We start from the raw sequence: 25,512 nt of genomic DNA on the forward strand, positions 1-25,512 counted from the left end.
GGCGGCAGGCGCGATAAGGGTAGACCCCGAGCGCCAAAAACCCGGACCTTCCCGCGGCTTCAAGCTGCTGGGAAGGCCGGGCCGATAATTCGGATGATCCGGGCCGCCAAAAGATACGTCATGCTGCCGCGTTCTTTAGGGGGTTTTGGCCGGAAAGGAAAGAGGCGTCAGCGGCCGGTCGCTGGACGATGCGGCGGAGAAAGCCTATATCTGACCAGCTGACCAATTGGAGCCCATCATGTCCCCAAAATCCGATGCGAAAAGGGTCTGGAAGCTCGAAGAGGCGAAGGCGCGTTTCAGCGAGGTTGTTCGTCGCGCCCGAAGCGACGGGCCGCAGCACGTGACGGTGCGCGGCCAGGAGAGCGTAGTGGTAATCAGCATCGAGGAGCTGCAAAGGCTGACGAAACCTGCGCCTCGACAGTCGCTGGTCGAGTTCATGGAGACGCTGGGCCTGGAGACGCTGGCGCTGGAGCGGGAAGCCGATCGCGGCCGGGAAGTCGAGTTGTGAAAGGCTGGCTGCTGGACACCAAGGTCATCGCCGCGCTGATCAACACGAATGGAGCACCGTCCGTCAAGCGATGGGCGAAAGACCAGCAGGAAGCCTCCTTCTTCATCAGCGTGCTATCGCTTGCGGAATACGACAAGGGAATTGAGAACCTGCCTCAGGAGGATGACAATCGCCATCGCTACAGGGTCGCACGCGATGCGCTGGAGGAGAGGTTCGCCGGCCGGATTCTTTCCGTCACGGACCCGGTGGTCAGGACCTGGGGCAGAATAGCCGGCAGGGTTCGCCAAGCGACGTCACACGCTCCGCCGGTGATCGATACGCTGATGGCGGCGAGCGCAATCGAGAACGATCTCTACCTCGTCACGCGCAACGTCAAGGACGTCAGCCTGTCGGGTGCTGCGGTTTTCGATCCGTGGCAGGATGATCCGGAGCGCTTCCCTCTCAGCCGCAGGTAGAGCCGAGGCGCGATCGGCGGGCTGTTTCGTCCGACGGCGCCTCAAGCTGCTGGGAAGACGTGTTGGTCAGGCGGCAGAGCGCGCTTGACGCGTAGACAACGGAACCACAGGAAAGGCCGGATGATCTGCGGCGAAGGCCTCGAGCTCGACGACCTCGCCGGCTTTCGCACGGCAGACGGCACCCGGCTGATGGGCGCATTCGCCGGCGGCGAAATGCACTGCGGCCTCCTCACTCGAGAACAAGCCGCCAACCCTGTCTTCCCGATCAAGGACGACCCACCAGCCGTGATGATCGCGCCCGACGGTAAAGCGCGGCAGGTTGGAGGCGAAGGATCGTTGCGGACCCACGGAACCCATGTCAGTCTCCTTTTTCGACAGGTTCGAATTCACGGAAATTTTGGCTCTAAAGCCGGCAGCGCAGGCCACCGCCGCTGGCGATGGCGACCGCCGACAGGAACGAAAGATCGGTGGAGAGCCCGACCAGCGACAGCGCCTGGCGCAGCTCCGGCAGGTTCTGGCTCTCAACCGGCAGAAGCGGCAGGCGCACCTGCGCGTCGATGCCGAAGACGTAGGCGAGCGCCTGCTTCAGCGTCGAGACCGGATGATCGCGTTTCATGGCATCAAACAGCGGCGTCAGCCGGCTGTGCAGCAGGCGCGCAGCCTTGAGGTTGCCGCCTGACGCCGCATGATGAAGCGAGGTGGCAAGGCGCGGCGAGACGTTGGCGATCCACGAGACGAAGCCGGCAGCGCCGGCGCAGGACGCAGAGCCCGCCTGGTCGTCACCATAGAACAGGCCGAGGCCTGCAGCGTCGTCACCATACTCTGCGATGGCGTGGAAGGGGTCCGGGCCGCAATCGACAATGCCGCAGAGGTTCGGCAGGCCGCGAAGCTGCGCGACGAAGGCGGCATCGATGGGCATCATCGACGCGGCGGGACGGCTCAGCACCAGAACCGGCAGACCGGCTCTCAGGCTGACCGCCGTGACGTGGCGCAGCACGCCTTCCCGCGCCGGCTTGTTGTAATAGGGCAGCGTCAGCACGACGCCATCGGCGCGTGCGGCACGCGCCTGCTCCACCAGCACGATGGCCTTGTCGGTGCAGTTGGCGACGACGCCGACCAGCACCGGCACCCGGCCGCGCGCCACCTCGACGGCGGTCGCGATGACCGTCTGGCGCTCCTCCATGCTGAGGCAGTGGCTTTCGCCCGCTTCGCCGCAGACCAGCAGGCCCTCGATGCCACACTGGATCTGCCATTCGAGGAGCAGCGAGAGCCCCGCCTGATCCAGTTCGCCCGAGCGGAAGGGCGTGACGAGATCGACGATCGTGCCGCTGAAATCTGTCCTTGGCATCGCGGCCTCCCTCAATGCGAAGGCCGCGCCAGAAGCAGGCGCAGGCGACGGAAGAACGGCTGGAGAACCAGAGCTTTTTCCTGCTCGCAGGGGACAGCATCGCGCTTCTCGACCGGAGCACTGCGCGCGCCGTTCGAGGCGCCATCAGCGGCCGGAGTTCGGCCGGCACCGGTGTGCGGAGCGAACAGCAGATCGGCATAGATATGCGTTTGAAAGAGGCTGAGCCTGTACATCGTCATCGTTCCTCGACGGCATCTGATGACAAAGTTAGGCAGTGCCGCGTCAGTTCTCGATTTCGAAAACGTGGGTGCGACGTCAGGATTTCATAAGCGTCGGAAGGTGCACTGAGGACGTGGCCCGCCGATCAATCCTTGGGATTGGCCGCCATGACCGCACGCAGCGCGTCGTTGATGCGATCCTGCCAGCCCGGGCCGTCGTCCTGGAAATATTGGATCACCGCGCTGTCGAGCCTCAGCGACACGAGTTCGCGCGCTTCGGGCACGGCGCGTTTCTCGACGCTGGCTTCCACCTTCTTCCCCGGCTTGAACAGCGCCTCGGCGGCATCCATCGGGCTGACGGGTCGGCGTGGGGTCGTTGCCATGAGATCCTATCCTTGATTGCCGGACTGCAGGTCGAACGCGATCTTCGCATCCAGCGCGCCGAGCGGCGTGACGCCGGCCAGCAGTGTACGCGCTTCTTCCTCGTCGCGCTTCATCTGTTCGACCAGCGGATCGAGCCCATCGAATTTCAGTTCCGGGCGAAGGTAGCCAAAGAACGATACCGCGCAGATCTCGCCGTAGAGGCTGCCGGAGAAGTCGAACAGAAAGGTTTCAAGGAGCGGAGCGCCGTTGTCGGTGACCGTCGGGCGGCGGCCGTAGCTCGCGACGCCGTCGTGCAGGGAACCGTCGGGGCGGCGGAAGCGCACGGCATAGATGCCGGCCTTCAGTTCGGTCTCCGGCGGCAGCTGCATGTTGGCTGTGGGGTAGCCGAGCGTGCGGCCGAGCTTTTCGCCGCCAATGACTTCGGCTTCCACCGTATAGCGGTAACCGAGCAGCCCGGCTGCCTGCGTGACGTCGCCTTCGGACAGAAGCGTGCGGATGCGGCTTGAGGAGATGACGTCGGAATTTTCGTCGCGGAACGCATCGACCAGCGCCACGTCGAAGCCGGAGCGCTTGCCGGCATCGATGAGATAGGCGGGGCCGCCTTCCCGGCCACGGCCGAAATGGAAATCGAAGCCGGTGACGACGGCGCTCGCCTTCAGCCAGTCGACGAGGATGGACTGGACGAAGTCTTCCGCCGAACGCTGGGCGAATTCGCGGTCAAAGGGGTAGTCGATCACCGAGCGAAAGCCCATCGCCTCCAACAGCCGCGCCCGGATCGGCGCCGGCGTCAGGCGGAAGACCGGCTGGTCGGGCTTGAAGACGCTGCGCGGGTGCGGCTCGAAGGTCAGCACCGAGGCCGGCACGCCGCGCTGGCTCGCGAGCTCCAGCGCCCGGTCGAGCACGCTGCGATGGCCGCGATGCACGCCGTCGAAATTTCCGATGGCGACGACGCCGCCCTGCAGCTCGGCGGGCAGCGGCTCTTTCTTCTCGTTGCGGTGAAAGACCGTCATGGCTTCTTGTCCGTCAGGCCAGGCGCGGCATCCACCACTTCGGTGTCGCCCCTTCCCGCTTCAGATAGGCGTTGAGGATCGCCTCGTCGGTTTCGCCATGCAGCGTGTATTCGGCAGCGTGAATGCCGCCGGAGATGTAGAGAAGGTCGAGGCCGTAGCTCAATGCGCCCTTGACGTCGGTCGGCATGCCGTCGCCGATGGCGATGACCTTGGCGAGATCGATCTCACCGCGTACTTCGCGGGCAGCAGACAGGGCCGCCTCATAGATCGGCCGGTGCGGCTTGCCGGCAATGCGGGTCTTGCCGCCGAGCTGTTCGTAATAGGCAGCGACGGCACCGGCGCAGGGGATGATGCGATGGCCGCGCTCGACCACCAGGTCGGGATTGGCGCAGATCAGCGGCACGTCTCGGGTAACGAATGCGGTCAGCATGTCGTGGTAGTCTTCCGGCACCTCCGTCTCGTCGTCGAAGAAGCCGGTGCAGACCACGCAATCGGCCTTGTCGGCGTCGGTCAGCACAACGTCGAGACCCTCGAACAGCGGCGTGTCGCGCTGCGGGCCGAGCAGGAAGATGTTCTTCGGGCCTTCGGCGATCAGCTTGCGCGTCACGTCGCCGGAAGTGACGATCCGGTCATAGGCGGCATCCGGCACGCCGAGCGCCCGCAGCTGGTCGATGACACCCGGCGAGGGACGCGGCGAATTGGTGATCAGCACCACGGCGACGCCTGCCTTGCGGGCCTCGGCCAGCGCTTCGCAGGCGGCCGGAAACGCATCGATCCCGTTGTGCAGCACGCCCCAGACGTCCGAAAGCACGAGCTCGTAACCAGCGGTGATGGCGCTGAGGTTGTTGATGCGGTCTGCCATGGTCACCCGTTGCTGCTGCATTGAAACTGGCGCTGACATGGCAAAGCTGTTGCGCATTGGCAAGGAGATTCAAGCGGAGAAGCGGGATTTCAGCGCTTCAGAAGCCGGCGATCCGCCAGCCGAGGCCGATCAGCGCGCAGAGCCCCAGGACCTTCACCATGCCCACCCGCAGCCACAACAGTAGCACCGCCGAGACCGCAAACAGCGCAAGAGCCGCCGGATCGAGCGAGGACACTTCCGGCCACCAGATGCCGGGTGCTGCCTCACGCGGCCATCCGGCAAACAGCGGGATGCGGCGCACGTCGGCAAACAGCACATGCAGGCCGAACCACAGGGCGAGGTTGAGGATGACGCCGACGACGGCCGCGGTGATCGCCGACAGCGCGGCGGCGACTTTTGCATGGCCGCGCAGTCGCTCGATATAAGGGGCGCCGGCAAAGATCCAGATGAAGCTCGGAACGAAGGTTGCCCAGGCGGTCAGCACGGCACCGATGATGCCGGCGACGACGGGATCGAGACCGGGTACGGTGCGGAAGCCGACGAGATAGCCGACATAGGACAGCACCAGCACCAGCGGCCCGGGCGTGGTTTCGGCGAGCGCCAGTCCGTCGAGCATCTCTCCGGGCTGCAGCCAGCCGTAATTTTCCACCGCCACCTGCGCCACATAGGCGAGCACGGCATAGGCGCCGCCGAACGTGACCAGCGCCATGCGTGAGAAGAAGGAGAACATCGCCGCCAGCCCTTCGGCGCCATCGATGCTCCAGAGGAGGACGAGCGGCGACTGCCACACGGCGATCCAGAACAGCAGAGACAGGATCGATCTCGCCAGCGGCGGACGCGCCACCGGATCGACGGGGGTGATCGCCGGAGCCAATCCGGCCGTCCTGCCGCGCAGATAGCCGGCAAGGCCCGCCGCCAGCACCACCAGCGGGAACGGCACGGCGAACACGAACAGGGCAAGGAATGCCAGCGCCGCCAGCCAGACGAGAAAGGCCGATTTCAGCGTCCGCCGGCCGAGCCGGATGACTGCCTCCACGACGATCGTCAGAACCGCCGCCTTGAGGCCGAAGAACAGGCCGGCCAGCCATCCGGCATCCTGGAACACGGCATAGGCGGTGCTGAGCCCGATCATCACCGCAAGCCCCGGCAGCACGAACAGCAGCCCGGCAATGATGCCGCCACGCACCCCGTGCGCCAGCCAGCCGATATAGGTCGCCAGCTGCTGGGCTTCCGGTCCCGGCAGCAGCATGCAGTAGTTGAGGGCGTGGAGAAACCGATCCTCCGACAGCCAGCGGCGCTCGTCGACGCAGACCCTGTGCATCATGGCGATCTGGGCTGCCGGCCCGCCAAAGCTTAAGACACCGATGCGGGCGAATGCCAGCGTCAGTTCGCGGAGAGACGGCGGGCTCTCAGACAAGTCTTCACATAGCTTAGTCATTGTGTCGCTCTCTTCGGCGCATGCGCAACCCAATCATGTCGTTCCTCGGTCGCGTCGCGCGCCCAGCGATACAGGCTATCGTATATGACCATGCCCGCATCGAGCTGCTCCAGATCCTTCGAATACAGTCTGGACAGACCAAGCGAGATCGCCAGCAGCCCGGCGGCTTGCGGGACCTGATCGAGCCGATCGGTATCGGCTGCCCGCACGATGGTCGCCATCTTCAGCAGGGGCTCGGTGGTCAGCCGGAACTCTTCGAGCATCGTATCGAAGGTGCAGAACTCGCCGCGATGGCTCCAGAATGCACCCTCCACGTCGAACGGCGTCGCCCCGAAGTGCTCCGCGACGGCGTTTATCTCAGAGGGCGATACGAACAGGAATGTTGCGTCCGGATCGATGAAGCGGCGGATCAGCCACGGGCAGGCAATGCGATCGATCTTGGGTCGGCTGCGGGTGACCCAGAGCGTCGAACCGCCGGGTCTCGCATCCGGGATGGCCGCCATCGGCACGAGCGGCAGGCCGGCCTGCTGCCAGGCTTCCGTGCCGCCCTCCAGCACCTCTGCCTCGATGCCAAGGCACCGCAGGTGCGCGGCCACGCCTTCGCTGAGCTTCTTGCCGCGCTTGCACACGACGATGACCGACTGCGCATCGCGATAGGAGGGCGCCCACTCGCCGACCGTGGCATAATCACGGATGACGGAGCCCGGAACGACGAAGGGGAATGCCGCGACATCTGCCGCAAAGCGCACGTCAAGGATTGCGGGCGATCGGGGGGATCCGAGGATCCTGGCGGTCTTGTCGGGGGATATCGAATTGAAAGAGGCCATGACACGTCCTTTGGTCACAAGAGGGACGCGAAACTGCGGCATGGTGCCTCGTGGAGCATTCGCAAACTCCATGCCTTCATTAGGGCCAACTGCGCGTGCAAGTCAAGTTTCAACACCAGGCCTCGCAGGGCGTCTCACGCACCCCAAAAAATTCGGGCTCCGTTCTTGACTCGCTCTAGGCGCGGTCTTATCTCGGGGTCGTTAGCACTCCTGCACAGTGAGTGCTAACGATTGAGGGACGAGCCTCTTGAAACTCGTCAAGGTCATTTGATCGAGGGATTAGACAATGGCAAGCACCAATTTCCGCCCGCTTCACGACCGCGTCGTCGTTCGTCGCGTTGAGTCCGAAGCGAAGACCAAGGGTGGCATCATCATCCCGGACACCGCCAAGGAAAAGCCGCAGGAAGGCGAAATCGTCGCCGTCGGCACCGGCGCGCGTGACGAGAAGGGCAACATCGTTGCTCTGGACGTCAAGGTTGGCGACCGCATTCTGTTCGGCAAGTGGTCCGGCACGGAAGTGAAGCTCGACGGCGAAGACCTTCTGATCATGAAGGAAGCCGACATCATGGGCATCATCGGCTGATCTTGTAGCCGATTGCTTCCACAGAAATATCGCTGACACCCCTTCCAGGAGTTACCAACATGGCAGCTAAAGAAATCAAGTTTGGCCGCACCGCGCGCGAAAAGATGCTTCACGGCGTCGACATCCTCGCTGACGCAGTGAAGGTTACGCTCGGCCCCAAGGGTCGTAACGTCATCATCGACAAGTCCTTCGGCGCTCCGCGCATCACCAAGGACGGCGTATCGGTCGCCAAGGAAATCGAACTTGAAGACAAGTTCGAAAACATGGGCGCCCAGATGGTCCGCGAAGTTGCTTCGAAGACCAACGACATCGCCGGCGACGGCACCACGACCGCTACAGTTCTTGCCCAGGCCATCGTTCGCGAAGGCAACAAGGCCGTAGCCGCCGGCATGAACCCGATGGACCTGAAGCGCGGCATCGATCTCGCCGTCGCAGAAGTCGTCAAGGATCTCCAGGCCAACGCCAAGAAGATCTCGACGTCGGAAGAAGTCGCTCAGGTCGGCACGATCTCGGCAAACGGCGACACCCAGGTCGGCCGTGACATTGCTGAAGCCATGCAGAAGGTCGGCAACGAAGGCGTCATCACCGTCGAAGAAGCCAAGACCGCCGAAACCGAACTCGAAGTCGTCGAAGGCATGCAGTTCGACCGCGGCTACCTGTCGCCCTACTTCGTGACCAACCCGGAAAAGATGATCGCCGATCTCGACGACGCTTACATTCTCCTTCACGAGAAGAAGCTGTCGAACCTGCAGGCGATGCTCCCGGTTCTGGAAGCTGTCGTTCAGACCGGCAAGCCGCTCCTCATCATCGCTGAAGACGTCGAAGGCGAAGCTCTTGCAACGCTCGTCGTCAACAAGCTGCGCGGCGGCCTGAAGATTGCTGCCGTCAAGGCTCCTGGCTTCGGCGACCGCCGCAAGGCCATGCTGGAAGACATCGCCATCCTGACGGGCGGCACTGTCATCTCCGAAGACCTCGGCATCAAGCTTGAAAACGTCACGCTCGACATGCTCGGCCGTTCCAAGAAGGTCTCGATCTCCAAGGAAAACACGACGATCGTCGACGGTGCCGGCCAGAAGACCGACATCGAAGGCCGCGTTGCACAGATCAAGGCGCAGATCGAAGAAACCTCTTCGGACTACGACCGCGAAAAGCTGCAGGAACGTCTTGCCAAGCTGGCTGGCGGCGTTGCCGTCATCCGCGTCGGCGGTTCCACGGAAATCGAAGTCAAGGAACGCAAGGACCGCATCGACGACGCTCTGAACGCGACGCGCGCTGCTGTTCAGGAAGGCATCGTTCCGGGCGGCGGCACGGCTCTGCTGCGCGCTTCCACGAAGATCACGTCCAAGGGCGCGAACGACGACCAGGAAGCCGGCATCAACATCGTCCGCAAGGCGCTGCAGTCGCTGGTTCGCCAGATCGCCACCAACGCTGGTGACGAAGCTTCGATCGTCGTCGGCAAGATCCTCGACGGCAACAGCGACAACTTCGGCTACAACGCTCAGACGTCGGAATACGGCGACATGATCGCCATGGGCATCGTCGACCCGGTCAAGGTCGTTCGTACGGCTCTGCAGAACGCAGCTTCGGTTGCTTCGCTGCTGATCACGACGGAAGCCATGATCGCCGAACTTCCTAAGAAGGAATCGGCTGGCGGCATGCCGGGCGGCATGGGCGGAATGGGCGGAATGGACATGATGTAAGACCTTCGGGTCTCACATCTGAGCCAACCGGTTCAGACTACGGAAGGGCGTCGGGCAACCGGCGCCCTTTCTGCGTCTCAAGGATCACCGGCACGCACGAAAAAAGGGCCGGTTGCCCGACCCTTCAATGCTCGCCCTGACGGGGATGTTCAGTAAATGCCGCGACCGTTGTGCGTCTTGCGGTAGATATTGCGCGAGGCGCGGTCCTGCATCCGCTCGATCCGCCGGCGCTCGCGCGGCGAGACGTAACCGTCGCGGGTCGAACGTGCCTGATGGCGATCGATACGATGCTGCTGACGCTCAAGCCTGCGCATCTCCTGCGGCGTCAGATGACCCTGTGCGGCACCCCGGTAGATGCGGTGCTCCTGGCGGGCGTCGCGGTTATTGGAATGGTAGGTCTGCGCCATAGCCGGGGCGGCACCCAGCAGGGCGAGTGCGAGAGCACCCATAATCAGTCTCTTCATGACGTGTCTTCCTCCGGCTTTGCGCTGAATTCCGTTCAGGCTGCCGCAGCAACGGGGATGCCCCCGATTAGGTTGCGTCAGCGCCGAATATCGCGGATGGCGCCGGTCATCGTTCGACAATGATGAACGTAGCGTCTTCTACTGTTCATCTTTCGCCCTGCGCTGAGTTGACGCATAGTCTGTCCAGGAAATTTCACGGCCGACCGGCCCTCACGTCCTGGAGAACACCAATGTCGACCACCAACAATGCGCTGATCCTTCTCGCGCGCATCCTCCTCTCCGTCATCTTCATCACCTCGGGCTTCGGCAAGCTGGCTGATCCGGCCGGCACCGCCAGCATGATCACCGGCGCCGGCCTGCCGGCCGCGACGGGCCTTGCCTATCTTGCAGGCCTGTTCGAACTGGTGGCCGGTCTCGCCATCCTCGTCGGCTTCCAGACGAAAATCGCCGGCTGGGCGCTCGCCGTGTTCTGCGTATTCACTGGTCTCGCCTTCCATTCGGGCACCATCGCCGTTCCCGGCTGGCCGGAACCGGCACTCGGCTGGATCAACGCGCTCAACGGCATCATGATGATGAAGAACTTCACGCTCGCCGGCGCCTACATCCTGATCGCCACGGTCGGCGCCGGTGCCTATTCGATCGATGCCCGCCGCGGCACGACGGCTCCGCTGGCTGCCTGATCTCCCTGCCCCAAAGGCAAAAAAACAAACCCGCCGGAGCGATCCGGCGGTTTTTTTGTCGGGAGTAGCGGAGGTCACATCAAGCGCGCCCCCTCTGGGGGCTTTTCCGCAAACTTCGATAGGCCGGAGGGCTAGACCGCTCCGCGCACCGCTTGGACGATCCTCTGGACCGTCGGATCGCCCTCATGCGCCGGCTTTCTCGCCCGCACCAGGCAGGCCTCGGAGCGCAGGATCACGCCGTCGGACAGCACCTTCAGATGGTTGGCCTTCAGCGTCGAGCCCGTGGACGTGATGTCGACGATGATGTCCGCCTGGCCAGCCGCCGGTGCACCCTCGGTGGCGCCCAGGCTTTCGACGATGCGGTAGAGCTGGATGCCGTGGCTTCCGGAAAAATGCTGCTGCGTCAGCCGCCAGTATTTCGTGGCGATGGCGAGCCGCCGGCCGTGACGGGCGCGAAACTCGGCTGCCACATCGCCGAGATCGGCCATCGTCTCCACGTCGAGCCAGACCTCGGGCACGGCGACCACCACGTCGGCGTGGCCGAACCCGAGACGAGCAGCGATTTCGACCCGCTTGTCGGCTTCCGCCAGCCCCTCGCGGATCAGGTCCTCGCCGGTGACGCCGAAATCCACCGTGCCGTTGCCGATCTCGCGGGAAATTTCCGAGGCCGACAGGAAGGCAATCTCGACGTCGTCAAAACCCTCGACACGGCCGCGATAGGAGCGATCATTGCCGACGGCTAAGATCTTCATGCCGGCGCGCTCGAAAATGGCCGAGGCGTCGTCCTTCATGCGGCCCTTGGAAGGGAGCCCGATGGTGATGGTCATCGGCTTGCCTCCCGGGCCTGTTCGATGCGGTCCAGCCACAGCGAGAAACCGACCGCCGGAATGTGGTCCCTGGCGCCGAGCAGCGTCAGCATGCGGTCGTAGCGCCCGCCGCCGGCCAGCACGTGGTGTTCGCCGCGCACCGTCACCTCGAAGACGAGGCCGGTGTAATAATCGAGGGGCCGGCCGAAGGCGGCGCGCCAGGTGATGTCGGCAAGCGACGCGCCGGCTTGCGCCAAGGCCGCGACGCGCGCATCGAAACCGGCGATCGCCGCATCGAGAGGCAGTCCGGCGGAGCGGGCGAAATCGGCCAGCACGCCCGGTGCATAGCGCAGCGAGACGTTGATCGACAGGAATTCCTTCAGCGCATCGAGCTTGGCGGCGTCGAGCGAGGCCCCGGCCAGCAACCGCTTCTCGGTCAGCCGGCGGACGATCTCGTGTGGCGTGCGGCTGGCATTTGTCAGAGTGCCGGTGCGCTCCATCTCCGCCGTCAGATGCGCGACGACGGCGGCCTCGTCTCCGGCCTCCAGCAGGTGTTCGACGTGCGGCGACAGGCCCGCCACCGGCTGCGGCTTGGCAAGCCTTGCGATCATCGCCTCCAGCAGATCCGTCTGGCCGAAGGCGCGCACGAGGCGACGCTGCCAGCCGGCCGGCAGACCAAGGGCTGCGACGACCGCCTCGAACACCGCCTGATCGCCGATGGTGACGGCGAAGGCCTTTTCCGGCAGCACCGTCTGCAGGCAGGCGAGCGCATCGGCAACGACCCGCGCATCGGCGCCGGCTGCGTCGGTATCGCCGAGATCCTCAAGACCCGCCTGATAGAACTCGTTGGCGCCCTCGCGCCGCTGGCGAAACACCTCACCGAGATAGGCATAGCGTTTCGGCGTGCCGGTGGCCGTCTCGATGTGGCGCAGGCAGACGGGAATAGTGAATTCGGGCCGCAGGCAAAGGCTCTCGCCGCGCTCGTTCTCGGTCAAAAAGATCCGGCGGCGCAGGTCCTCGCCGGCCATGTCGAGGAAAGGTGCTGCCGGCTGGATCACCGGCGTGTCGACGCGCGTCGTTTTGCGCGCGGCAAATTCCGCAAGGATCGCCGGGGCGAAATCGGGCATGTCGGTCAGCGGCATGACAGCATGCCTTCCAAGAAATTCCCCTTCTGAGCTGCCGCCCTTTGGGGCCGAGCTACGCCCCTCGACCCGTCTTTCGGATCGCACCACAAGGGGGGAAAAGACGTGGAGCAAGCGTTCGACACCCGTCCGGCTTTAAGGCACCCCCCTCTGTCACTTCGTGACATCTCCCCCTCAAGGGGGGAGATCAGAGGGAGTTCGCGGCGTCCGCCCCAGGTCGATCTCCCCCCTTGAGGGGGAGATGCCCGGCAGGGCAGAGGGGGGTATGGCCGAACGAGAAGGTCGCTGAAAGCGAGCTTATCGAAGACAGACATCAGCGGCGTGCGCGAGCCTGCCCCCTCCCCCTTGTGGGGAGGCTTGGGAAGGGGAAAAGCAACGAAGCCAGACATCAGCCCGCCTTCGCGCGACGGCGGTCTTCCGCCTGATGAGCCAGGATTTCCTTCACCTTTTCCACCAGCTGATCCTCCGGCACGACGACCTGCGCGACGCGGGCCTCGCGCCATTCGGTGTTGTCGGTAATCTCGCCGGAGAGACGCTTGCCCTCGATCAGGTCCTTGATCTGCACGACGCCTTCAGCGCGCTCGTCGCCGCCCTGGATGATGGCGATGGGAGAGCCGCGACGGTCGGCATATTTCAGCTGGTTGCCGAATTTCTTCCAGTTGCCCTGGTACATTTCGGCGCGGATGCCGGCGTTGCGCAGGTCTTGCGCAAAGCGCTGGTAGCGGCCCATGGCCTCGACATCGCCATCCATGACGGTGACGAGAACGGGCGCCAGGATCTCGTCCTGACCGAGCTTGCCGAGGTTCTTCAGCGCCGTCATCAGGCGCGATACGCCGATCGAAAATCCTGTCGCCGGCACAGGCTGCCCCATGAAGCGGGAGACGAGACCGTCGTAGCGACCGCCGCCCCCAACCGAACCGAAGACGACCTTTTCGCCCTTTTCGTTGGTCACGTCGAAAGTGAGCTCGGCCTCAAATACGGGGCCGGTGTAATATTCGAGGCCGCGCACACAAGAGGGATCAATCTTGATGCGGTCGGGGCCGTAGCCGGCCGCTTCAACCATCTGACTTAAATTATCTAGCTCTTCAACACCCTGTCGGCCCATCTCTGAACCAAGTGTTGTCCCATGGAGCAAATGGAGCAATTCCAGCCTGTTGCTATCAACTGGCTCCAGCAGTTTGATGATTTTGTTAATATGGATCTCTGGCAGGCCAGCGCCTTTAGTGAAGTCGCCAGACTCATCCTTGCGCCCTGCTCCCAACAGGAGCCGAACTCCTTCCACACCGAACTTGTCGAACTTATCCATCGCCCGCAGCACGTTCAGCCGGCGCGCCGCATTTTCCTCGCCGCCGAGACCGATGGCTTCCATCACGCCATCCAGAACCTTGCGGTTGTTGACGCGGATCACGTAGTCGCCGCGCTTGATGCCCAAGGCTTCCAGCGTGTCGGCCATCATCATGCACATCTCGGCATCCGCAGCCACGCCCGGTGCGCCGACGCTATCCGCGTCAAACTGCATGAACTGGCGGAAGCGGCCCGGGCCCGGCTTTTCGTTGCGGAACACATAGCCCTGGCGGTAGGTGCGGTAGGGCAGCTGGATCTCGTTGAAGTTTTCCGCCACGTGGCGGGCAAGCGGTGCCGTCAGGTCATAGCGCAGGCTCATCCACTGCTCGTCATCATCCTGCAGCGAGAACACGCCCTCGTTCGGCCGGTCGCTGTCGGGCAGGAATTTGCCCAGCGCATCGGTATATTCGAACTGCGGCGTCTCGATCGGATCGAACCCGTAGCGCTCATAGACTTCGCGGATCTTGGCGACCATTTCGTTCGTGGCGTGGATGTCGGCGGCAGTCCGGTCACCAAAGCCACGCGGCAGGCGGGCCTTGAGTTTCTGCGGTTTTTTCTGCTTGTCGCTCATCATCGTCATCCTTGCCGCCGGCACGTCGGAAAAGGCCGGAAATTTCAGCGGTTTCTTAGAGGATGCAGGCCATGGCGGCAAGGGTGAAGGCTGGTGACCTTGGCGGTGACCGCATGCTATATTGGCCACGGAAACCGAGGCAGAAGACGATGAACAAGCGCGCTAGCATAGAAATACCCGTAGAGATGCACCGGCTGGTCACGCGCTATGGGGATCTGCACGGTCTGGATGCCAACGACTATGCGACAATGGCGCTTGCGCGTCACTTTGAGGATATTCATGACATTGCTGTCGCCGACGAGGCCATGAAACAGATCCGAAGCGAAGAGGATAAAGTTCTGACGTCAGAGGAGTTCTGGCGTGGCTTGGACGATTGAGTATCGGCAATCTGTTCGCAAATCGATGGAAAAACTGGATCCTGTCATCCGCCCCCGGATCCGACGATTTCTTGAAGACCGTGTCGCGACCCTCGATGATCCTCGCCAGAGTGCCGAGCGACTTCAGGGCCCCGAACTGGGCCACTACTGGCGCTACAGGGTTGGACATTTCCGCATCATCTGCGACATCCAGGCCAGAGACTGGTTATTCTGGTCATCGAGATTGACCATCGAAGCGGGATTTTCCGTTGATCCTTGAAGCCTTGAACTATGCCGCCACGTGGCCGCTGACGCCGGCGCCCTTTCGCCCGCACATCGCCTCCTCCGTCAGCCTTGCAGCGCGCGCCAACCGCTGCCGCGAGGCGTGGGCCGAGCATGAGGAGAATAGCAAGGCGCACATCCTTTCCACAATCAACGGAATGCGGCAGCGGCGGACCGCGGTGGTTCTCGGCTCCGGCCTGTTGCGCGACGTGCCGATCGTTGATCTGTCGCGGGCCTTCGATACGGTGGTGCTGGTCGATCTGGTGCATCTTGCGAGCGTCCGGACCTGGCTTGCCGCCAGGCGCCTGAAGAATACCCGGCTGATCCACCGGGATCTTTCCGGCCTCGATGCGGCACTGGCCGGACCCGCGCCGGAGCCTTTCGCCTTCCTGCGTCAGGTGCCGTATCTCGATCTCGTCGTCTCGGCCAATCTTCTGTCGCAGATCACGGTCGGCGCCAGGCAGCGGCTGCAGCGCGAGGGACAGCATGAAAGGGACGACACGATCGGTCCGGCGCTTGTCCGGGCACATCTCGAGGGGCTATCCGCCCTGCCCTGCACGACGGCGCTCATCACCGACGTATCCTACTCGGTCATCGACCGGCAGGGACGGGAGCTGGAACGCGACGACCTGCTGGCCGGCATTCCGCTGCCCGATCACAGCGCCCGCTGGGACTGGACGGTGGTGCCGTTCGCGGAAGGTCGCGGCGAATACCAGGCGGTTCATCAGGTGATTGCCGGCTGAACAGGCAGGGCGTCGACGCGCACTTCCTGCCCGGCATTCCTCGCCAAGAATTCATTTGCCAGCGCGCCGCAGAGGCCTAGATTTGCAGCCATGCGTCGACCGGCCCTGCTCATCATGGTTCTTGCCTGGCTCCTCCAGGGGATGATGCCGGCGCTTGCCGTGCCGATGACGGACGCCGTTCATCACAACATGACCGAGGCCATGCCGCACAGCCATCGGCCGGCGACTGCGCAGACACATCATCATCCGGAGCGTCAGGCAGTGTCGCACCCGCCCTGCCCGGACTGCCCTCCCCACACGTCGAAATCCGTCTGCGCCATGAGCCTTTGCGCCGCCTGTACTACGCTGGCGCCGCTGCTCCTGGTCGCTGGCGGCGCTGCGCCGATCTTCCGCTATCCGTCGCCGGAGCCCGTGGCGGCCCTTGTGGCAATCCGCCCTGCCCCTCTCCTGCCGCCGCCGCGCGCCTGACCCTGGCCGAGATCGCACCTCTATTTTTGTTCGCGTCAGATACGGGAGATCCCCATGAACGCCAGAACTATCGCGTCTGCCTTTGCCGCAGCCTTCATCCTTGCCGCACCGGCTGTCGCCCAGGACATGAAGATGCCCGCCCACGGCAACCACATGCCGGCCGCCGCGGCCACCACGCCGTCGACTGCGGCATTCGAAGCCGCCAATGCAAAGATGCACGCCGATATGGCGATCGACTATACCGGCAGGCCGGATGTCGATTTCGTCCGCTCGATGATCCCGCACCACGAAGGCGCCATCGCCATGGCGCGGATAGAGCTGGAGCACGGCAAGGATCCGCAGATCCGCAAGATCGCCGAGGAGGTGATCAAGGCGCAGGAGGCCGAGATCGCCATGATGAAGGACTGGCTCGCCAAGAACGGCGAGTAGCCGTTCGAGAAGGACAGCAATGGCGCAGACACGCGCCATTGCATTGCCCAACCGGCGGATTAGGTTAGAGCCGAGTTGCAGACGGGAGGCCGCGCCGCATGACGATCCGCCCATTGACCGTGATCGGTTTCGACGCCGACGACACGCTCTGGCAGAACGAGCAGTACTACCGGTTGACGGAAACGCAGTTCCGCGAATTGCTGACGGATTTCGCCGAGGGAGATCGCGTTTCGGAACGCCTGCTGGAGGCGGAAAAGCGCAACCTTGCCCACTACGGCTTCGGCATCAAGGGCTTCACCCTGTCGATGATCGAGACGGCGCTGGAGATCACCAACGGCAAGGTGCCGACCGAGGTGATCGGCAAGATCCTGGCGATCGGCCGCGACCTGCTCAGCCATCCGGTGGAATGCCTGCCGCATGCGCGCGAGACGCTGGAGGCCCTGCGCGGCCGCTTCTTCCTGGTGATGATCACCAAGGGCGACCTGTTCGACCAGGAGCGCAAGCTGGCGCAGTCGGGCCTGGGCGATTTCTTCGATGCGGTCGAGATCGTCTCGGAGAAATCGGCAACCACCTATCGCGGCATTTTCGGCAAGCACGGCGAAGGGCCGGAACGGGCGATGATGATCGGCAACTCGCTGAAATCCGACGTGGTGCCGGCTTTGGCGGCGGGCGCCTGGGGCGTCTTCGTGCCGCACGAGCTGACGTGGATCCTGGAGCATGTGGAAAAGCCCGCGGATGCGCCGCGCTTCCGGGAGATCGGCACACTCGGCGAGCTTGGCGGGCTGATCGACGATATCTGCCAGTGAGGGGCGACGCAGATGCGCAGCTTAGATGACATCTGGGCACTGGCCGTGGAGCGCAAGGGCGAAACGGCGGTACGCGACGCCCTGCTGTTTCCCAAGACCAAGGCCGAGATTGCAGCCACGCCGGATGACCGCATCCTGTCACTGATGACCCGGTGCATCTTCCAGTCCGGCTTCAACTGGAAGGTCGTCGATGCCATGTGGCCGGGTTTCGAGGCGGCCTTCGAAGGCTTCGACATCGGTCGCTGCGCCATGCTGCACGACGAGGATTTTGGCCGCCTCGTCTCCGACACGTGCATCGTCCGGCACGGCCAGAAAATCAGGTCCGTGCAGGAAAACGCCGTCTTCCTGTCGGACCTCGCCCGAGACCACGGCAGCGCCGGCGCCTTCTTAGCCGCCTGGCCTTCGGAAGACTATGCCGGCCTTCTGGAACTCCTGCGCCTCAAGGGCTCGCGCCTCGGCGGCAATACCGGGCAGTACGTGCTGCGGTTTGCCGGGATAGACGGCTATATCCTGTCGCGAAGCGTGGTGAACCGCCTGGTGGCGGAGGGCGTGGTATCAAAGGCACCCACGTCTGCGCGCGACAAGGCAGCGGTTCAGAGCGCCTTCAACACCTGGCGCGAACAGTCCGGCCGGTCGCTGACCGAGATCAGCCGGGTCCTGGCGCTCAGCATCGACTGATGCCGATCAGGGACGGGCGAGCTCGGCGCGCAGGGCATCAACCTCCGTCTGACGGAAGCAGCCATCCAGGTGATCGTTGACGAGGCCCATCGCCTGCATGAAGGCATAGACGGTGGTCGGCCCGACAAAAGTCCAGCCGCGCTTCTTGAGGTCCTTGGAGAGACGGATCGAGGTCGGCGTCGTCGGGTTGGCGCGCAGGGTCTCCAGATCCATCACCGCAGGGCGCTCGTCGCGTCCCGGCTCATGCGACCAGAAGAAATTGGCGAGCGAGCCGAATTCGCGGCAAAGTTCGATGGCCCGTCCGGCATTGTTGATCGTCGAGACGATCTTGCCGCGATGGCGGATGATGCCAGCATCGGTGACGCAACGCTCGATGTCGGCCTCGTCGAACTGCGCCACCTTGGCGAAGTCGAAACCGGCGAAGGCTGTGCGAAAATTCTCCCGCTTGCGCAGGATCGTCAGCCACGACAGGCCGGACTGGAACCCTTCGAGGCAGATCTTTTCGAACAGCCGGATGTCGTCGGTCACCGGCCGGCCCCATTCCTCGTCATGATAGCGCTGGTAGTCGGCAAGCCCGCCATGCCATGCACAACGGCAGCGCCCGTCTTCGCCCTCGATCAAGCCCGGCTTCAGCATCGCGTCTTCCCCTTCTGCTCGCAAAGCGTCTTTAGCAGCCGTCAACCATCTTTCCAAACCGGCGATTAACCTTGCGAAAAGCTTTCGCGTCACAGGCGCATTCGAACGGTGCGGCATTTACCATTCGCTTGCCTCTTCCGCGCACGGTCAAGCTTGAGGACGGGCCTGTTTCGTGGCCCGCGACGAGATCGTGTCTGGAGTGGAACGTCGATGAAGAAGATGCTGCTGATCACCGCCAGCCTGTTGAGCGCGTTTGGCTTTTCCGCCCAGGCCAATGATCGGTACCGGGAGCGCCCGCCGGTCATCGTCAGCCCCGATCTCACCGCACCGTGGATCATGCAGCTTGGCGGCCAGGTGAACCCGGCGCCGGCGGTTCGCAGCCAGCAGAGGCAAGGCCAGGTCTATTACCGCCAGCAGGCACCGCGCGCCGTCTACCGCCAGGCGCCGCCATCGGGTCGCCAGCCGATCTTTGCGCCGCGCACACAGTCGACGCAGATCCGGCCGCCGCAGATCCGCCACCAGCAGCCCCGCATGCAGGTTCAGGCTGCCGCTGTCCGGCCCAACCCGGTGATCCGCCAGGGCCTCGAGCCGCAATTCCTGCCGCAGATGGTGGACTACCGGACCGACAAGGCGCCGGGCACGATCGTCATCGATACCAACAACCGCTTCCTCTACCTGGTGATGGAAAACGGCCAGGCGAAGCGCTACGGCGTCGGCGTCGGCAAGCCGGGCTTCGAGTGGGCCGGCACCCACACCGTGACGCGCAAGGCGGAATGGCCGAGCTGGCATCCGCCGAAGGAAATGATCCAGCGCGAGGCGGCAAAGGGCCACTACCTGCCGGTTTCGATGGAAGGTGGTCCGGAAAATCCGCTCGGCGCCCGCGCCATGTATCTCGGCTCGACGCTCTACCGCATCCACGGCACCAATGCGCCCTGGACGATCGGCAGCGCCGTCTCTTCCGGCTGCATCCGGATGCGCAACGAAGACGTGACGGACCTCTACCAGCGCGTCGATGTCGGAACCAAGGTCTTCGTCATGTAATCATCTGCCGAAGCGCGGCGAAAAGCAGCGCCGCGCTTCGTTTCTTCTTGCCGCAATACTTGCCTTCCGCGAAAAATCCGGCAACCTGCGATCTTTCTGGACTGACAGGGGGACGGCATGATTTTCGCAAAGACGGGGTTCGCCAGCGTGGTGGCGGCCGCAACGTTGATGGTGGTGACAGCAACGACCGGCGCCAGCGCCGGAACATTGCCCAAGGCAGGTATCGCCGCCAGCGGGCGCAGCGACGTCATCTCGGTTGCGCAGCGGCGCGAGCCCGACGAGAAATTCCAGCGGCGCGTGGTGCGTTTTTCCACCGATGAAGCGCCGGGCACGATCATCATCGATACCAACAACAAGTTCCTCTACTTCGTCGAGGGTCCGAAGCGCGCCACGCGGTACGGCGTCGGGGTCGGCCGTGATGGCTTCGGCTGGTCCGGCGTCGTGAAGATCGGTCGCAAGGAAGAATGGCCGGAATGGCGCCCGCCGGGCGAGATGCGCCGGCGCGAGGCCGCCAAGGGCCACATCCTGCCGGTGGTGCAGAAGGGCGGCATCGACAATCCGCTCGGCGCCCGCGCCATGTATCTCTACAAGGACGGCCGCGACACGATCTTCCGCATTCACGGCACCAACCAGCCGTGGACGATCGGCCTCAACATGTCGTCCGGCTGCATCCGGATGATGAACAAGGATGTCGAGCACCTCTACCGCCGCGCCCAGATCGGCGCCAAGGTGATCGTCATCGGCCCCGGCAACCGGCAGGGTAGCGTTGCCTTCGAGGATCGCGGCCTCGACATCCTGCGGACGATCTTCGGCGGCTGACCGCTACGACAGCCTGGCGGGCTTCGGCCCGCCATAGGCCCAGTCCAGCAGTTCCACCGTGTGGACAATCGGCATCGACAGGCCGGATCCCAGCTGCGTCATGCAGCCGATATTGCCGGTGGCCACGACGTCGGCGTGCGTCGCCTCGACATGGGTGAGCTTGCGCGCCTTGAGCTGCGCCGAAATCTCCGGCTGCAGGATGTTGTAGGTACCTGCCGAACCGCAGCAGAGATGCCCTTCGGCGGGGTCCTTCACCGCAAAGCCCGCCGCCTTCAACAGCAGTTTCGGCTGCATGGTGATTTTCTGCCCATGCTGCATGGAACAGGCGGAATGATAGGCGACGGTCATTCCGCGTGCCTCGAGACGCGGCAGGTCGAGCGTCGCCAAGTATTCCGTGACATCCATCGCGAGCGCCGACACCCGCGCTGCTTTTTCCGCATAGTCCGGATCGAGGAGCAGCATGTGGCCGTAATCCTTGATCGTCGTGCCGCAGCCGGACGCCGTGATGATGATCGCGTCCAGTCCGCCGGTTTCGATCTCCGCCGTCCAGGCGTCGACATTGGCGCGGGCGAAATCGAGCGCCTCCGCCTCCCGGCCCATGTGATGGACGAGCGCCCCGCAACAGCCCTCCCCTTGCGGCGTGACGATCTCGACCCCGACGCGTGACAGCAGGCGGCGGGTCGCCGCATTGATGCCCGGATCGAGCACCGGCTGAGCGCAGCCCGAGAGGATGGCGACACGGCCGCGTCGGCTATCCGGAGCCGGTGGCGCCTGCAGGCTCTCGACCGCTGTGGCCGACGGCATCGCGCGCGGCGCCAGCGCCAGCATGGCGGCGAGCGGCTTCAGCGGCCGGACGCGGTCAAGGAGTGGTGCCAGCGGCCGTGAAACACGAGCAAGCCCGAGCGCCAGCCGGAAGCGGGGGGGATACGGCAGTACTTTTGCCAGCGACCAGCGGATCAGCCGATCGATGAGCGGCCGGCGGTAGGTATCCTCGATATGGACCCGCGCATGGTCGACCAGGTGCATGTAATCGACGCCGGACGGACAGGTGGTGGCGCAGGCAAGGCAGGACAGACAGCGGTCGATATGCTTGACCACTTCGGCATCCGCCGGCCGGTCGTTTTCCAGCATGTCCTTGATCAGGTAGATGCGGCCGCGCGGGCTGTCCAGCTCGTTGCCGAGTGTCACATAGGTGGGACAGGTGGCGGTGCAGAAACCGCAATGGACGCAGCGGCGCAGGATCTTTTCGGATTCCGCCACATGCGGATCCGCCAGCTGCTCGGGGGTGAAGGAGGTTTGCATGAAGGCCTATCCCTCTCGGTCGAACTGAAAGGAGATCGAGTAGCGAAACAGCGCAAGGTTGGGCAGAGCCTTTGCCGCCGACCGGCTCCGCTGATCGAAATCGTGAGCGACGATGATCCCGCGCACCCGCGTCTCTTCTTCCTCCTGCAGATCGCCCATGTAGCCGAAGGATCTGGCCGATAACGCGTGCATCGGTCTTGCCGGCCTTCAGCTCGACAATGACGAAGGAGCCGCCGGAATCGCGGCACAGGATGTCGATGAAGCCGGAGAGGGCTTCGTTCAATGCCATCGTCGGCGATCGTCAGGCCGGTTTCCAAGAGCGAGATGTTTCGGCGCAGGGCCGTCTGCATGTCCCGTTCGAGGGAAAGCCGCTGCTTCTCGACAATGTCCGGCATTGGTGCCGTCGTCGGCGCTCGACCGTCGATCGCCTGCGTCGGGTCCAGTTGGGCGTGCAGAAACTGGAAGTAGCGGGCAACGGCGTTCTTGTAGGATTGCAGGTTGTTGCGGACATTGCCCTCGAAGGGGATGCGCGACGGGTTGATCTTTCTCGCCCGCTCGTCGGCGGTGGAGTAGGTGAGATCGGCGATCAGCGCTTCGTAGCCTCCCGATGCCGCGATGTCGTCGAGGCTTCCGTAGAACTGCTCGACCTTGCCGACCCGGTGAAGCTGCGCGGCGATCGTGTTGTCCTGGTAACCCGCAGCCGCCAGTGCCGCCTTGTACTCGATCCTCATGCGGCAGCCGCCATCTTGCCCGGGTTGAAGACGCCGGCCGGATCGAGCGAGGCGCGCACCCGTTCGGTCAGCGCCGCGACGGCCGGCGGCAGCGGCTGGAATGCCGGCACCGTCTCGCGCATCGCCTCGGATGCCCGCAGCAGCGTCGCATGTCCACCGCCATGGTGGCGCACCACCTGGCGAACGAGATCGGCTTCCGGTTCCGCCTCCATGCGCATCCAGACGAGGCCACCCTGCCAGTCGTAGAAGGCATCGATGCCGGCCTGCATCCTGAGGTCCGCGACCAGCTGGAAACCGGAACTCGGCGCAACGCTGACACGCCAGATCGGTCTGAGGCTGCCGTCTGCATAGGGTGCGACGTCGCGTACCTGCCGCCAGAGCTGGGCGCCGGCATCGGGCTCCAGACGGCTGACGGACCCACTGCGGCCGAGCGCCGAAGCGAGCTTTTGCGCGCGCACCGCGACCGAGGCCGGCAGCCCTTCCAGCCGCAGGACGGTCGCCGGTCCGTCCGGCAGCGAGCCGCCGATGAACCGGCCGCGCACGCTTTCCGGCAGATGCGCGGCGCCGGAAACCTCGACAGACAGTCCCATCGCCATGGCCATGGCGCGCGCCGCCTCGCCATCGTCGAGGCCGGACACAACGATCGTCTCTTCCGCCTCCGGCCGCGGCAGGACGCGGAAGGTGACCTCGGTCAACAGCCCCAGCGTGCCGTGCGATCCGGCCAGCAGCTTGACGAGATCCAGCCCGGTGACATTCTTCATCACCCGCCCGCCGGCGCGCACGATATCGCCCCGCCCGTTGACGAAGCGGATGCCGAGCAGGCTGTCGCGGGCAGCCCCCGACAGCAGGCGCCGCGGCCCGGACGCGTTGCTGGCAAACACGCCGCCGATGGTCGGCTCGCCTTCCGTCCCCATCAGCGGGCGGTGGTCGATGGGCTCGAAGGCCAGCATCTGGCCGTTTTCCGTCAGCGCCTCCTCGACCTCGGCAAGTGCGGTGCCGGAACGGGCGGTCATCACCATCTCGGCTGGATCATAGGCGACGATGCCGGAAAGGCCGGCCGAGCGCAGCACGGCATCGGCCGCGACGCGGTTGCCGAACCCCGAGCGGGTATTGCCGCCGGCGATCAGCAGCCGTCTGCCTGAGGCGGCAGCTGATCGCACCATGTCGGCCGCTTCCGACTCGCGGGTCGGAACGAGGATCGCCTTCATGCGGCGGGCCTTCCATCCAGTGGAAACACCTTGGACGGGTTCAGCAGCCATTGCGGATCGAAGGCCGCCCGCACTGCCATCTGCTGGTCGAGATCGGTCTGCGAATACTGGTGGCGCATCAGATCGCGCTTTTCGATGCCGACGCCGTGTTCGCCGGTCAGGCAGCCGCCGGCATCGACGCAGAGCTTGAGGATTTCGTTGCCGGCGGCTTCCGCCTTGCGCGCCTCCTCCGGGTCGTTGGCATTGAAGAGGATCAGCGGGTGCATGTTGCCGTCGCCGGCATGAAAGACATTCGCGACCCGCAGGCCGAAACCTGCGACGATTTCCGCCGTTCGCTGCAGGACGTAGGACAGTTGGCTGAGCGGCACCGTGCCATCCATGCAGATGTAGTCGGCGATGCGGCCGGTGGCGCCGAAGGCCGACTTGCGGCCTTTCCAGATGAGCGCCGCTTCGGTGGCCGACTGGCATTCGCGCACCGTCCTTACCCCGTGGCGCCGGGCGATCTCGACGATCAGCAGCAGCATCGCGTCCATTTCGGCCTCGGATCCCTCGACCTCGACGATCAGCAGCGCGCCGACATCCAGAGGATAGCCGGCCTTGGCGAAGGCCTCGCAGATGGCGATGGCCGGCCTGTCCATGAACTCGATGGCGACGGGGATGATGCCGGAGCCGATGATATCGGCGACGCAAGCACCCGCCTCTTCCGACGTATCGAAGCCGAAGAGCACGGGACGCGCCCCTTCCGGCTTGGCGATCAACCGGACGACAGCCTCCGTGACGATGCCGAGCTGGCCCTCCGACCCGCAGAGCAGCCCGAGAAGATCGTAGCCGGCGCTGTCGAGATGCTTGCCACCGAGCTCGATCACGGTGCCGTCCACCAGCACCAGCTTGGCGCCGAGAAGATTGTTGGTGGTCACGCCGTATTTCAGACAGTGGGCACCGCCGGAGTTCATGCCGATATTGCCGCCGATGGTGCAGGCGAGCTGCGAACTCGGATCCGGCGCGTAGAAGAAGCCTTCCGGCCCGACGGCATCGGAAATCGCAAGATTGGTGACGCCCGCCTGCACCGTGGCGGTGCGGTTGAAGGTGTCGATCTCAAGGATGCGGGCCATCTTCGACAGGCCGATCACCACCGCATCCTCCTGCGGGATGGCGCCGCCGCAGAGCGAGGTGCCGGCACCGCGGGGGATCACGGGGATGCCGTAGCGATGACAGTATTTCAGAACCGCCGAGACCTGCGCGGTCGTCTGCGGCAGGGCCACCGCCAGCGGCACCTTCCGGTAGGCGACGAAGGCATCGGTCTCGAAGGGGACGAGTTCCCGCGGCTCGTGCACCAGGCACTCCGGCGGCAGCAGATCCGTCAGGTCGGCAATGATCGCGGCACGGCGCGACAGAACGCCGGGGCGCGGCTTCAGGAACTCAATGGTGTCGGACACGTCGTCTCCTCCTCCAACTTGCCGCCTGTCTGTCCTCTCACGGTTGCGCTGCCGCTTCAAGCATCTCGTACCGGCTGGGTTTCGAAGCGGAAGCCGGAACGCACCAATAGTCTCGCGCAACCTTGGTGGCTCAGGATGGTTCGGCGGGCAAACATGCCGATGATAAATCCTTCGGCGCCGCATTTGAACAGCTGTGCAAGCGTCCATATGTGGTACACTCGATTATCGATCCGGAGC

Annotated in this window: 31 protein-coding genes; 14 read left to right on the top strand and 17 right to left on the bottom strand. The window is 64.3% G+C overall.

From position 1 onward, the window contains the following. Positions 1-238 precede the first annotated feature (238 nt). On the top strand, positions 239-508 hold the full coding sequence (locus AAIH46_RS10605) for a type II toxin-antitoxin system prevent-host-death family antitoxin (RefSeq protein ID WP_430305825.1): 270 nt from the start codon (positions 239-241) through the stop codon (positions 506-508). Next, entirely contained in the window at positions 505-963 is a 459-nt protein-coding gene (locus AAIH46_RS10610) for a type II toxin-antitoxin system VapC family toxin (RefSeq protein ID WP_430305826.1), read from the top strand. The genes AAIH46_RS10605 and AAIH46_RS10610 overlap by 4 nt, the downstream gene beginning before the upstream one ends. A 66-nt stretch (positions 964-1,029) precedes the next feature. On the opposite strand, the gene AAIH46_RS10615 is transcribed toward AAIH46_RS10610, so the two are convergent. The 8 genes from AAIH46_RS10615 to AAIH46_RS10650 form a co-directional block, all read right to left on the bottom strand. Then, positions 1,030-1,353 (bottom strand): hypothetical protein, encoded by a 324-nt coding sequence (locus AAIH46_RS10615; protein WP_430305827.1) that lies wholly within the window; start codon positions 1,351-1,353, stop codon positions 1,030-1,032. A gap of 13 nt (positions 1,354-1,366) precedes the next feature. After that, complete coding sequence (locus AAIH46_RS10620) at positions 1,367-2,311, bottom strand: dihydrodipicolinate synthase family protein (protein WP_430305828.1); 945 nt, start codon at positions 2,309-2,311, stop codon at positions 1,367-1,369. An 11-nt stretch (positions 2,312-2,322) separates the two neighbouring features. After that, positions 2,323-2,544 (bottom strand): hypothetical protein, encoded by a 222-nt coding sequence (locus AAIH46_RS10625; protein WP_430305829.1) that lies wholly within the window; start codon positions 2,542-2,544, stop codon positions 2,323-2,325. A gap of 131 nt (positions 2,545-2,675) precedes the next feature. Continuing rightward, positions 2,676-2,912, bottom strand: coding sequence for a BrnA antitoxin family protein (locus tag AAIH46_RS10630; protein ID WP_430305830.1), 237 nt, complete (start codon positions 2,910-2,912; stop codon positions 2,676-2,678). A 6-nt stretch (positions 2,913-2,918) separates the two neighbouring features. Then, complete coding sequence (locus AAIH46_RS10635; RefSeq protein WP_430305831.1) at positions 2,919-3,923, bottom strand: bifunctional riboflavin kinase/FAD synthetase; 1,005 nt, start codon at positions 3,921-3,923, stop codon at positions 2,919-2,921. A 13-nt stretch (positions 3,924-3,936) separates the two neighbouring features. After that, on the bottom strand, positions 3,937-4,785 hold the full coding sequence (locus AAIH46_RS10640; RefSeq protein ID WP_430306537.1) for a TIGR01459 family HAD-type hydrolase: 849 nt from the start codon (positions 4,783-4,785) through the stop codon (positions 3,937-3,939). Between the two features lie 97 nt (positions 4,786-4,882). After that, positions 4,883-6,223 (bottom strand): chromate efflux transporter, encoded by a 1,341-nt coding sequence (gene chrA, locus AAIH46_RS10645; RefSeq protein WP_430305832.1) that lies wholly within the window; start codon positions 6,221-6,223, stop codon positions 4,883-4,885. Beyond that, complete coding sequence (locus AAIH46_RS10650; protein ID WP_430305833.1) at positions 6,220-7,050, bottom strand: chromate resistance protein ChrB domain-containing protein; 831 nt, start codon at positions 7,048-7,050, stop codon at positions 6,220-6,222. Before AAIH46_RS10650 ends, chrA begins: the two co-directional genes overlap by 4 nt. 286 nt (positions 7,051-7,336) lie before the next feature. On the opposite strand from AAIH46_RS10650, the gene groES reads away from it, so the two are divergent. Both groES and groL read left to right on the top strand, forming a co-directional pair. Then, on the top strand, positions 7,337-7,633 hold the full coding sequence (groES, locus tag AAIH46_RS10655) for a co-chaperone GroES (RefSeq protein WP_430305834.1): 297 nt from the start codon (positions 7,337-7,339) through the stop codon (positions 7,631-7,633). Positions 7,634-7,692: 59 nt separating this feature from the next. After that, complete coding sequence (gene groL / locus AAIH46_RS10660) at positions 7,693-9,333, top strand: chaperonin GroEL (protein ID WP_430305835.1); 1,641 nt, start codon at positions 7,693-7,695, stop codon at positions 9,331-9,333. A gap of 149 nt (positions 9,334-9,482) precedes the next feature. On the opposite strand, the gene AAIH46_RS10665 is transcribed toward groL, so the two are convergent. Beyond that, entirely contained in the window at positions 9,483-9,797 is a 315-nt protein-coding gene (locus tag AAIH46_RS10665; protein ID WP_430305836.1) for a hypothetical protein, read from the bottom strand. A 230-nt stretch (positions 9,798-10,027) separates the two neighbouring features. Here AAIH46_RS10665 and AAIH46_RS10670 point away from each other — a divergent pair, with 230 nt between their 5' ends. Next, positions 10,028-10,477 carry a DoxX family protein gene (locus AAIH46_RS10670; protein WP_430305837.1) on the top strand — a complete coding sequence of 150 codons (450 nt, stop codon included), beginning with the start codon at positions 10,028-10,030 and terminating at the stop codon, positions 10,475-10,477. A 131-nt stretch (positions 10,478-10,608) separates the two neighbouring features. Here AAIH46_RS10670 and hisG read toward each other — a convergent pair whose 3' ends face one another. The 3 genes from hisG to hisS all read right to left on the bottom strand — a co-directional run bounded on the left by hisG (position 10,609) and on the right by hisS (position 14,340). Beyond that, on the bottom strand, positions 10,609-11,304 hold the full coding sequence (gene hisG / locus AAIH46_RS10675) for an ATP phosphoribosyltransferase (RefSeq protein WP_430305838.1): 696 nt from the start codon (positions 11,302-11,304) through the stop codon (positions 10,609-10,611). Continuing rightward, complete coding sequence (locus tag AAIH46_RS10680) at positions 11,301-12,425, bottom strand: ATP phosphoribosyltransferase regulatory subunit (protein WP_430305839.1); 1,125 nt, start codon at positions 12,423-12,425, stop codon at positions 11,301-11,303. Before AAIH46_RS10680 ends, hisG begins: the two co-directional genes overlap by 4 nt. A 388-nt stretch (positions 12,426-12,813) precedes the next feature. Next, positions 12,814-14,340, bottom strand: a complete 1,527-nt coding sequence (gene hisS / locus AAIH46_RS10685) for a histidine--tRNA ligase (RefSeq protein WP_430305840.1) — start codon at positions 14,338-14,340, stop codon at positions 12,814-12,816. A gap of 149 nt (positions 14,341-14,489) precedes the next feature. Between hisS and AAIH46_RS10690 the strand changes: the two genes are divergently transcribed. The 7 genes from AAIH46_RS10690 (at position 14,490) to AAIH46_RS10720 (ending at position 18,102) form a co-directional block, all read left to right on the top strand. Next, a complete protein-coding gene (locus AAIH46_RS10690) occupies positions 14,490-14,717 on the top strand; it encodes a type II toxin-antitoxin system RelB family antitoxin (RefSeq protein WP_430305841.1) in 228 nt (75 codons plus the stop codon). Further along, a complete protein-coding gene (locus AAIH46_RS10695; RefSeq protein WP_430305842.1) occupies positions 14,701-14,976 on the top strand; it encodes a type II toxin-antitoxin system RelE family toxin in 276 nt (91 codons plus the stop codon). Before AAIH46_RS10690 ends, AAIH46_RS10695 begins: the two co-directional genes overlap by 17 nt. Continuing rightward, positions 14,966-15,721, top strand: coding sequence for a hypothetical protein (locus AAIH46_RS10700; RefSeq protein ID WP_430305843.1), 756 nt, complete (start codon positions 14,966-14,968; stop codon positions 15,719-15,721). Before AAIH46_RS10695 ends, AAIH46_RS10700 begins: the two co-directional genes overlap by 11 nt. A gap of 90 nt (positions 15,722-15,811) precedes the next feature. Continuing rightward, on the top strand, positions 15,812-16,189 hold the full coding sequence (locus AAIH46_RS10705) for a hypothetical protein (RefSeq protein ID WP_430305844.1): 378 nt from the start codon (positions 15,812-15,814) through the stop codon (positions 16,187-16,189). A gap of 54 nt (positions 16,190-16,243) precedes the next feature. Then, a complete protein-coding gene (gene copM / locus AAIH46_RS10710; RefSeq protein WP_430305845.1) occupies positions 16,244-16,618 on the top strand; it encodes a CopM family metallochaperone in 375 nt (124 codons plus the stop codon). 98 nt (positions 16,619-16,716) lie between these two features. Continuing rightward, complete coding sequence (locus tag AAIH46_RS10715) at positions 16,717-17,424, top strand: HAD family hydrolase (RefSeq protein WP_430305846.1); 708 nt, start codon at positions 16,717-16,719, stop codon at positions 17,422-17,424. A gap of 12 nt (positions 17,425-17,436) precedes the next feature. Then, positions 17,437-18,102: a DNA-3-methyladenine glycosylase I gene (locus AAIH46_RS10720; protein WP_430305847.1), complete on the top strand. Its 666-nt coding sequence runs from the start codon at positions 17,437-17,439 to the stop codon at positions 18,100-18,102. Between the two features lie 6 nt (positions 18,103-18,108). Here AAIH46_RS10720 and AAIH46_RS10725 read toward each other — a convergent pair whose 3' ends face one another. Further along, a complete protein-coding gene (locus AAIH46_RS10725; protein WP_430305848.1) occupies positions 18,109-18,738 on the bottom strand; it encodes a DNA-3-methyladenine glycosylase I in 630 nt (209 codons plus the stop codon). 210 nt (positions 18,739-18,948) lie between these two features. On the opposite strand from AAIH46_RS10725, the gene AAIH46_RS10730 reads away from it, so the two are divergent. Both AAIH46_RS10730 and AAIH46_RS10735 read left to right on the top strand, forming a co-directional pair. Then, positions 18,949-19,779, top strand: a complete 831-nt coding sequence (locus AAIH46_RS10730; protein ID WP_430305849.1) for a L,D-transpeptidase family protein — start codon at positions 18,949-18,951, stop codon at positions 19,777-19,779. Positions 19,780-19,896: 117 nt separating this feature from the next. After that, positions 19,897-20,598, top strand: coding sequence for a L,D-transpeptidase (locus AAIH46_RS10735; RefSeq protein WP_430305850.1), 702 nt, complete (start codon positions 19,897-19,899; stop codon positions 20,596-20,598). Between the two features lie 3 nt (positions 20,599-20,601). Here AAIH46_RS10735 and glcF read toward each other — a convergent pair whose 3' ends face one another. The 4 genes from glcF to AAIH46_RS10755 are packed head-to-tail and all read right to left on the bottom strand — an operon-like array spanning position 20,602 to position 25,275. Next, positions 20,602-21,900, bottom strand: coding sequence for a glycolate oxidase subunit GlcF (gene glcF / locus AAIH46_RS10740; RefSeq protein WP_430305851.1), 1,299 nt, complete (start codon positions 21,898-21,900; stop codon positions 20,602-20,604). After that, a complete protein-coding gene (locus AAIH46_RS10745; RefSeq protein ID WP_430305852.1) occupies positions 21,783-22,631 on the bottom strand; it encodes a hypothetical protein in 849 nt (282 codons plus the stop codon). Before AAIH46_RS10745 ends, glcF begins: the two co-directional genes overlap by 118 nt. Beyond that, on the bottom strand, positions 22,628-23,839 hold the full coding sequence (gene glcE / locus AAIH46_RS10750; protein WP_430305853.1) for a glycolate oxidase subunit GlcE: 1,212 nt from the start codon (positions 23,837-23,839) through the stop codon (positions 22,628-22,630). Before glcE ends, AAIH46_RS10745 begins: the two co-directional genes overlap by 4 nt. Beyond that, the gene (locus tag AAIH46_RS10755; protein WP_430305854.1) at positions 23,836-25,275 is read right to left on the bottom strand and encodes an FAD-linked oxidase C-terminal domain-containing protein; all 1,440 of its coding nucleotides are present in this window, start codon (positions 25,273-25,275) and stop codon (positions 23,836-23,838) included. The genes glcE and AAIH46_RS10755 overlap by 4 nt, the downstream gene beginning before the upstream one ends. Positions 25,276-25,512: the final 237 nt, after the last annotated feature.

Origin of the sequence: Rhizobium sp. 0TCS1.26 (assembly GCF_050455525.1) — a bacterium.
Lineage (GTDB): Bacteria > Pseudomonadota > Alphaproteobacteria > Rhizobiales > Rhizobiaceae > Neorhizobium.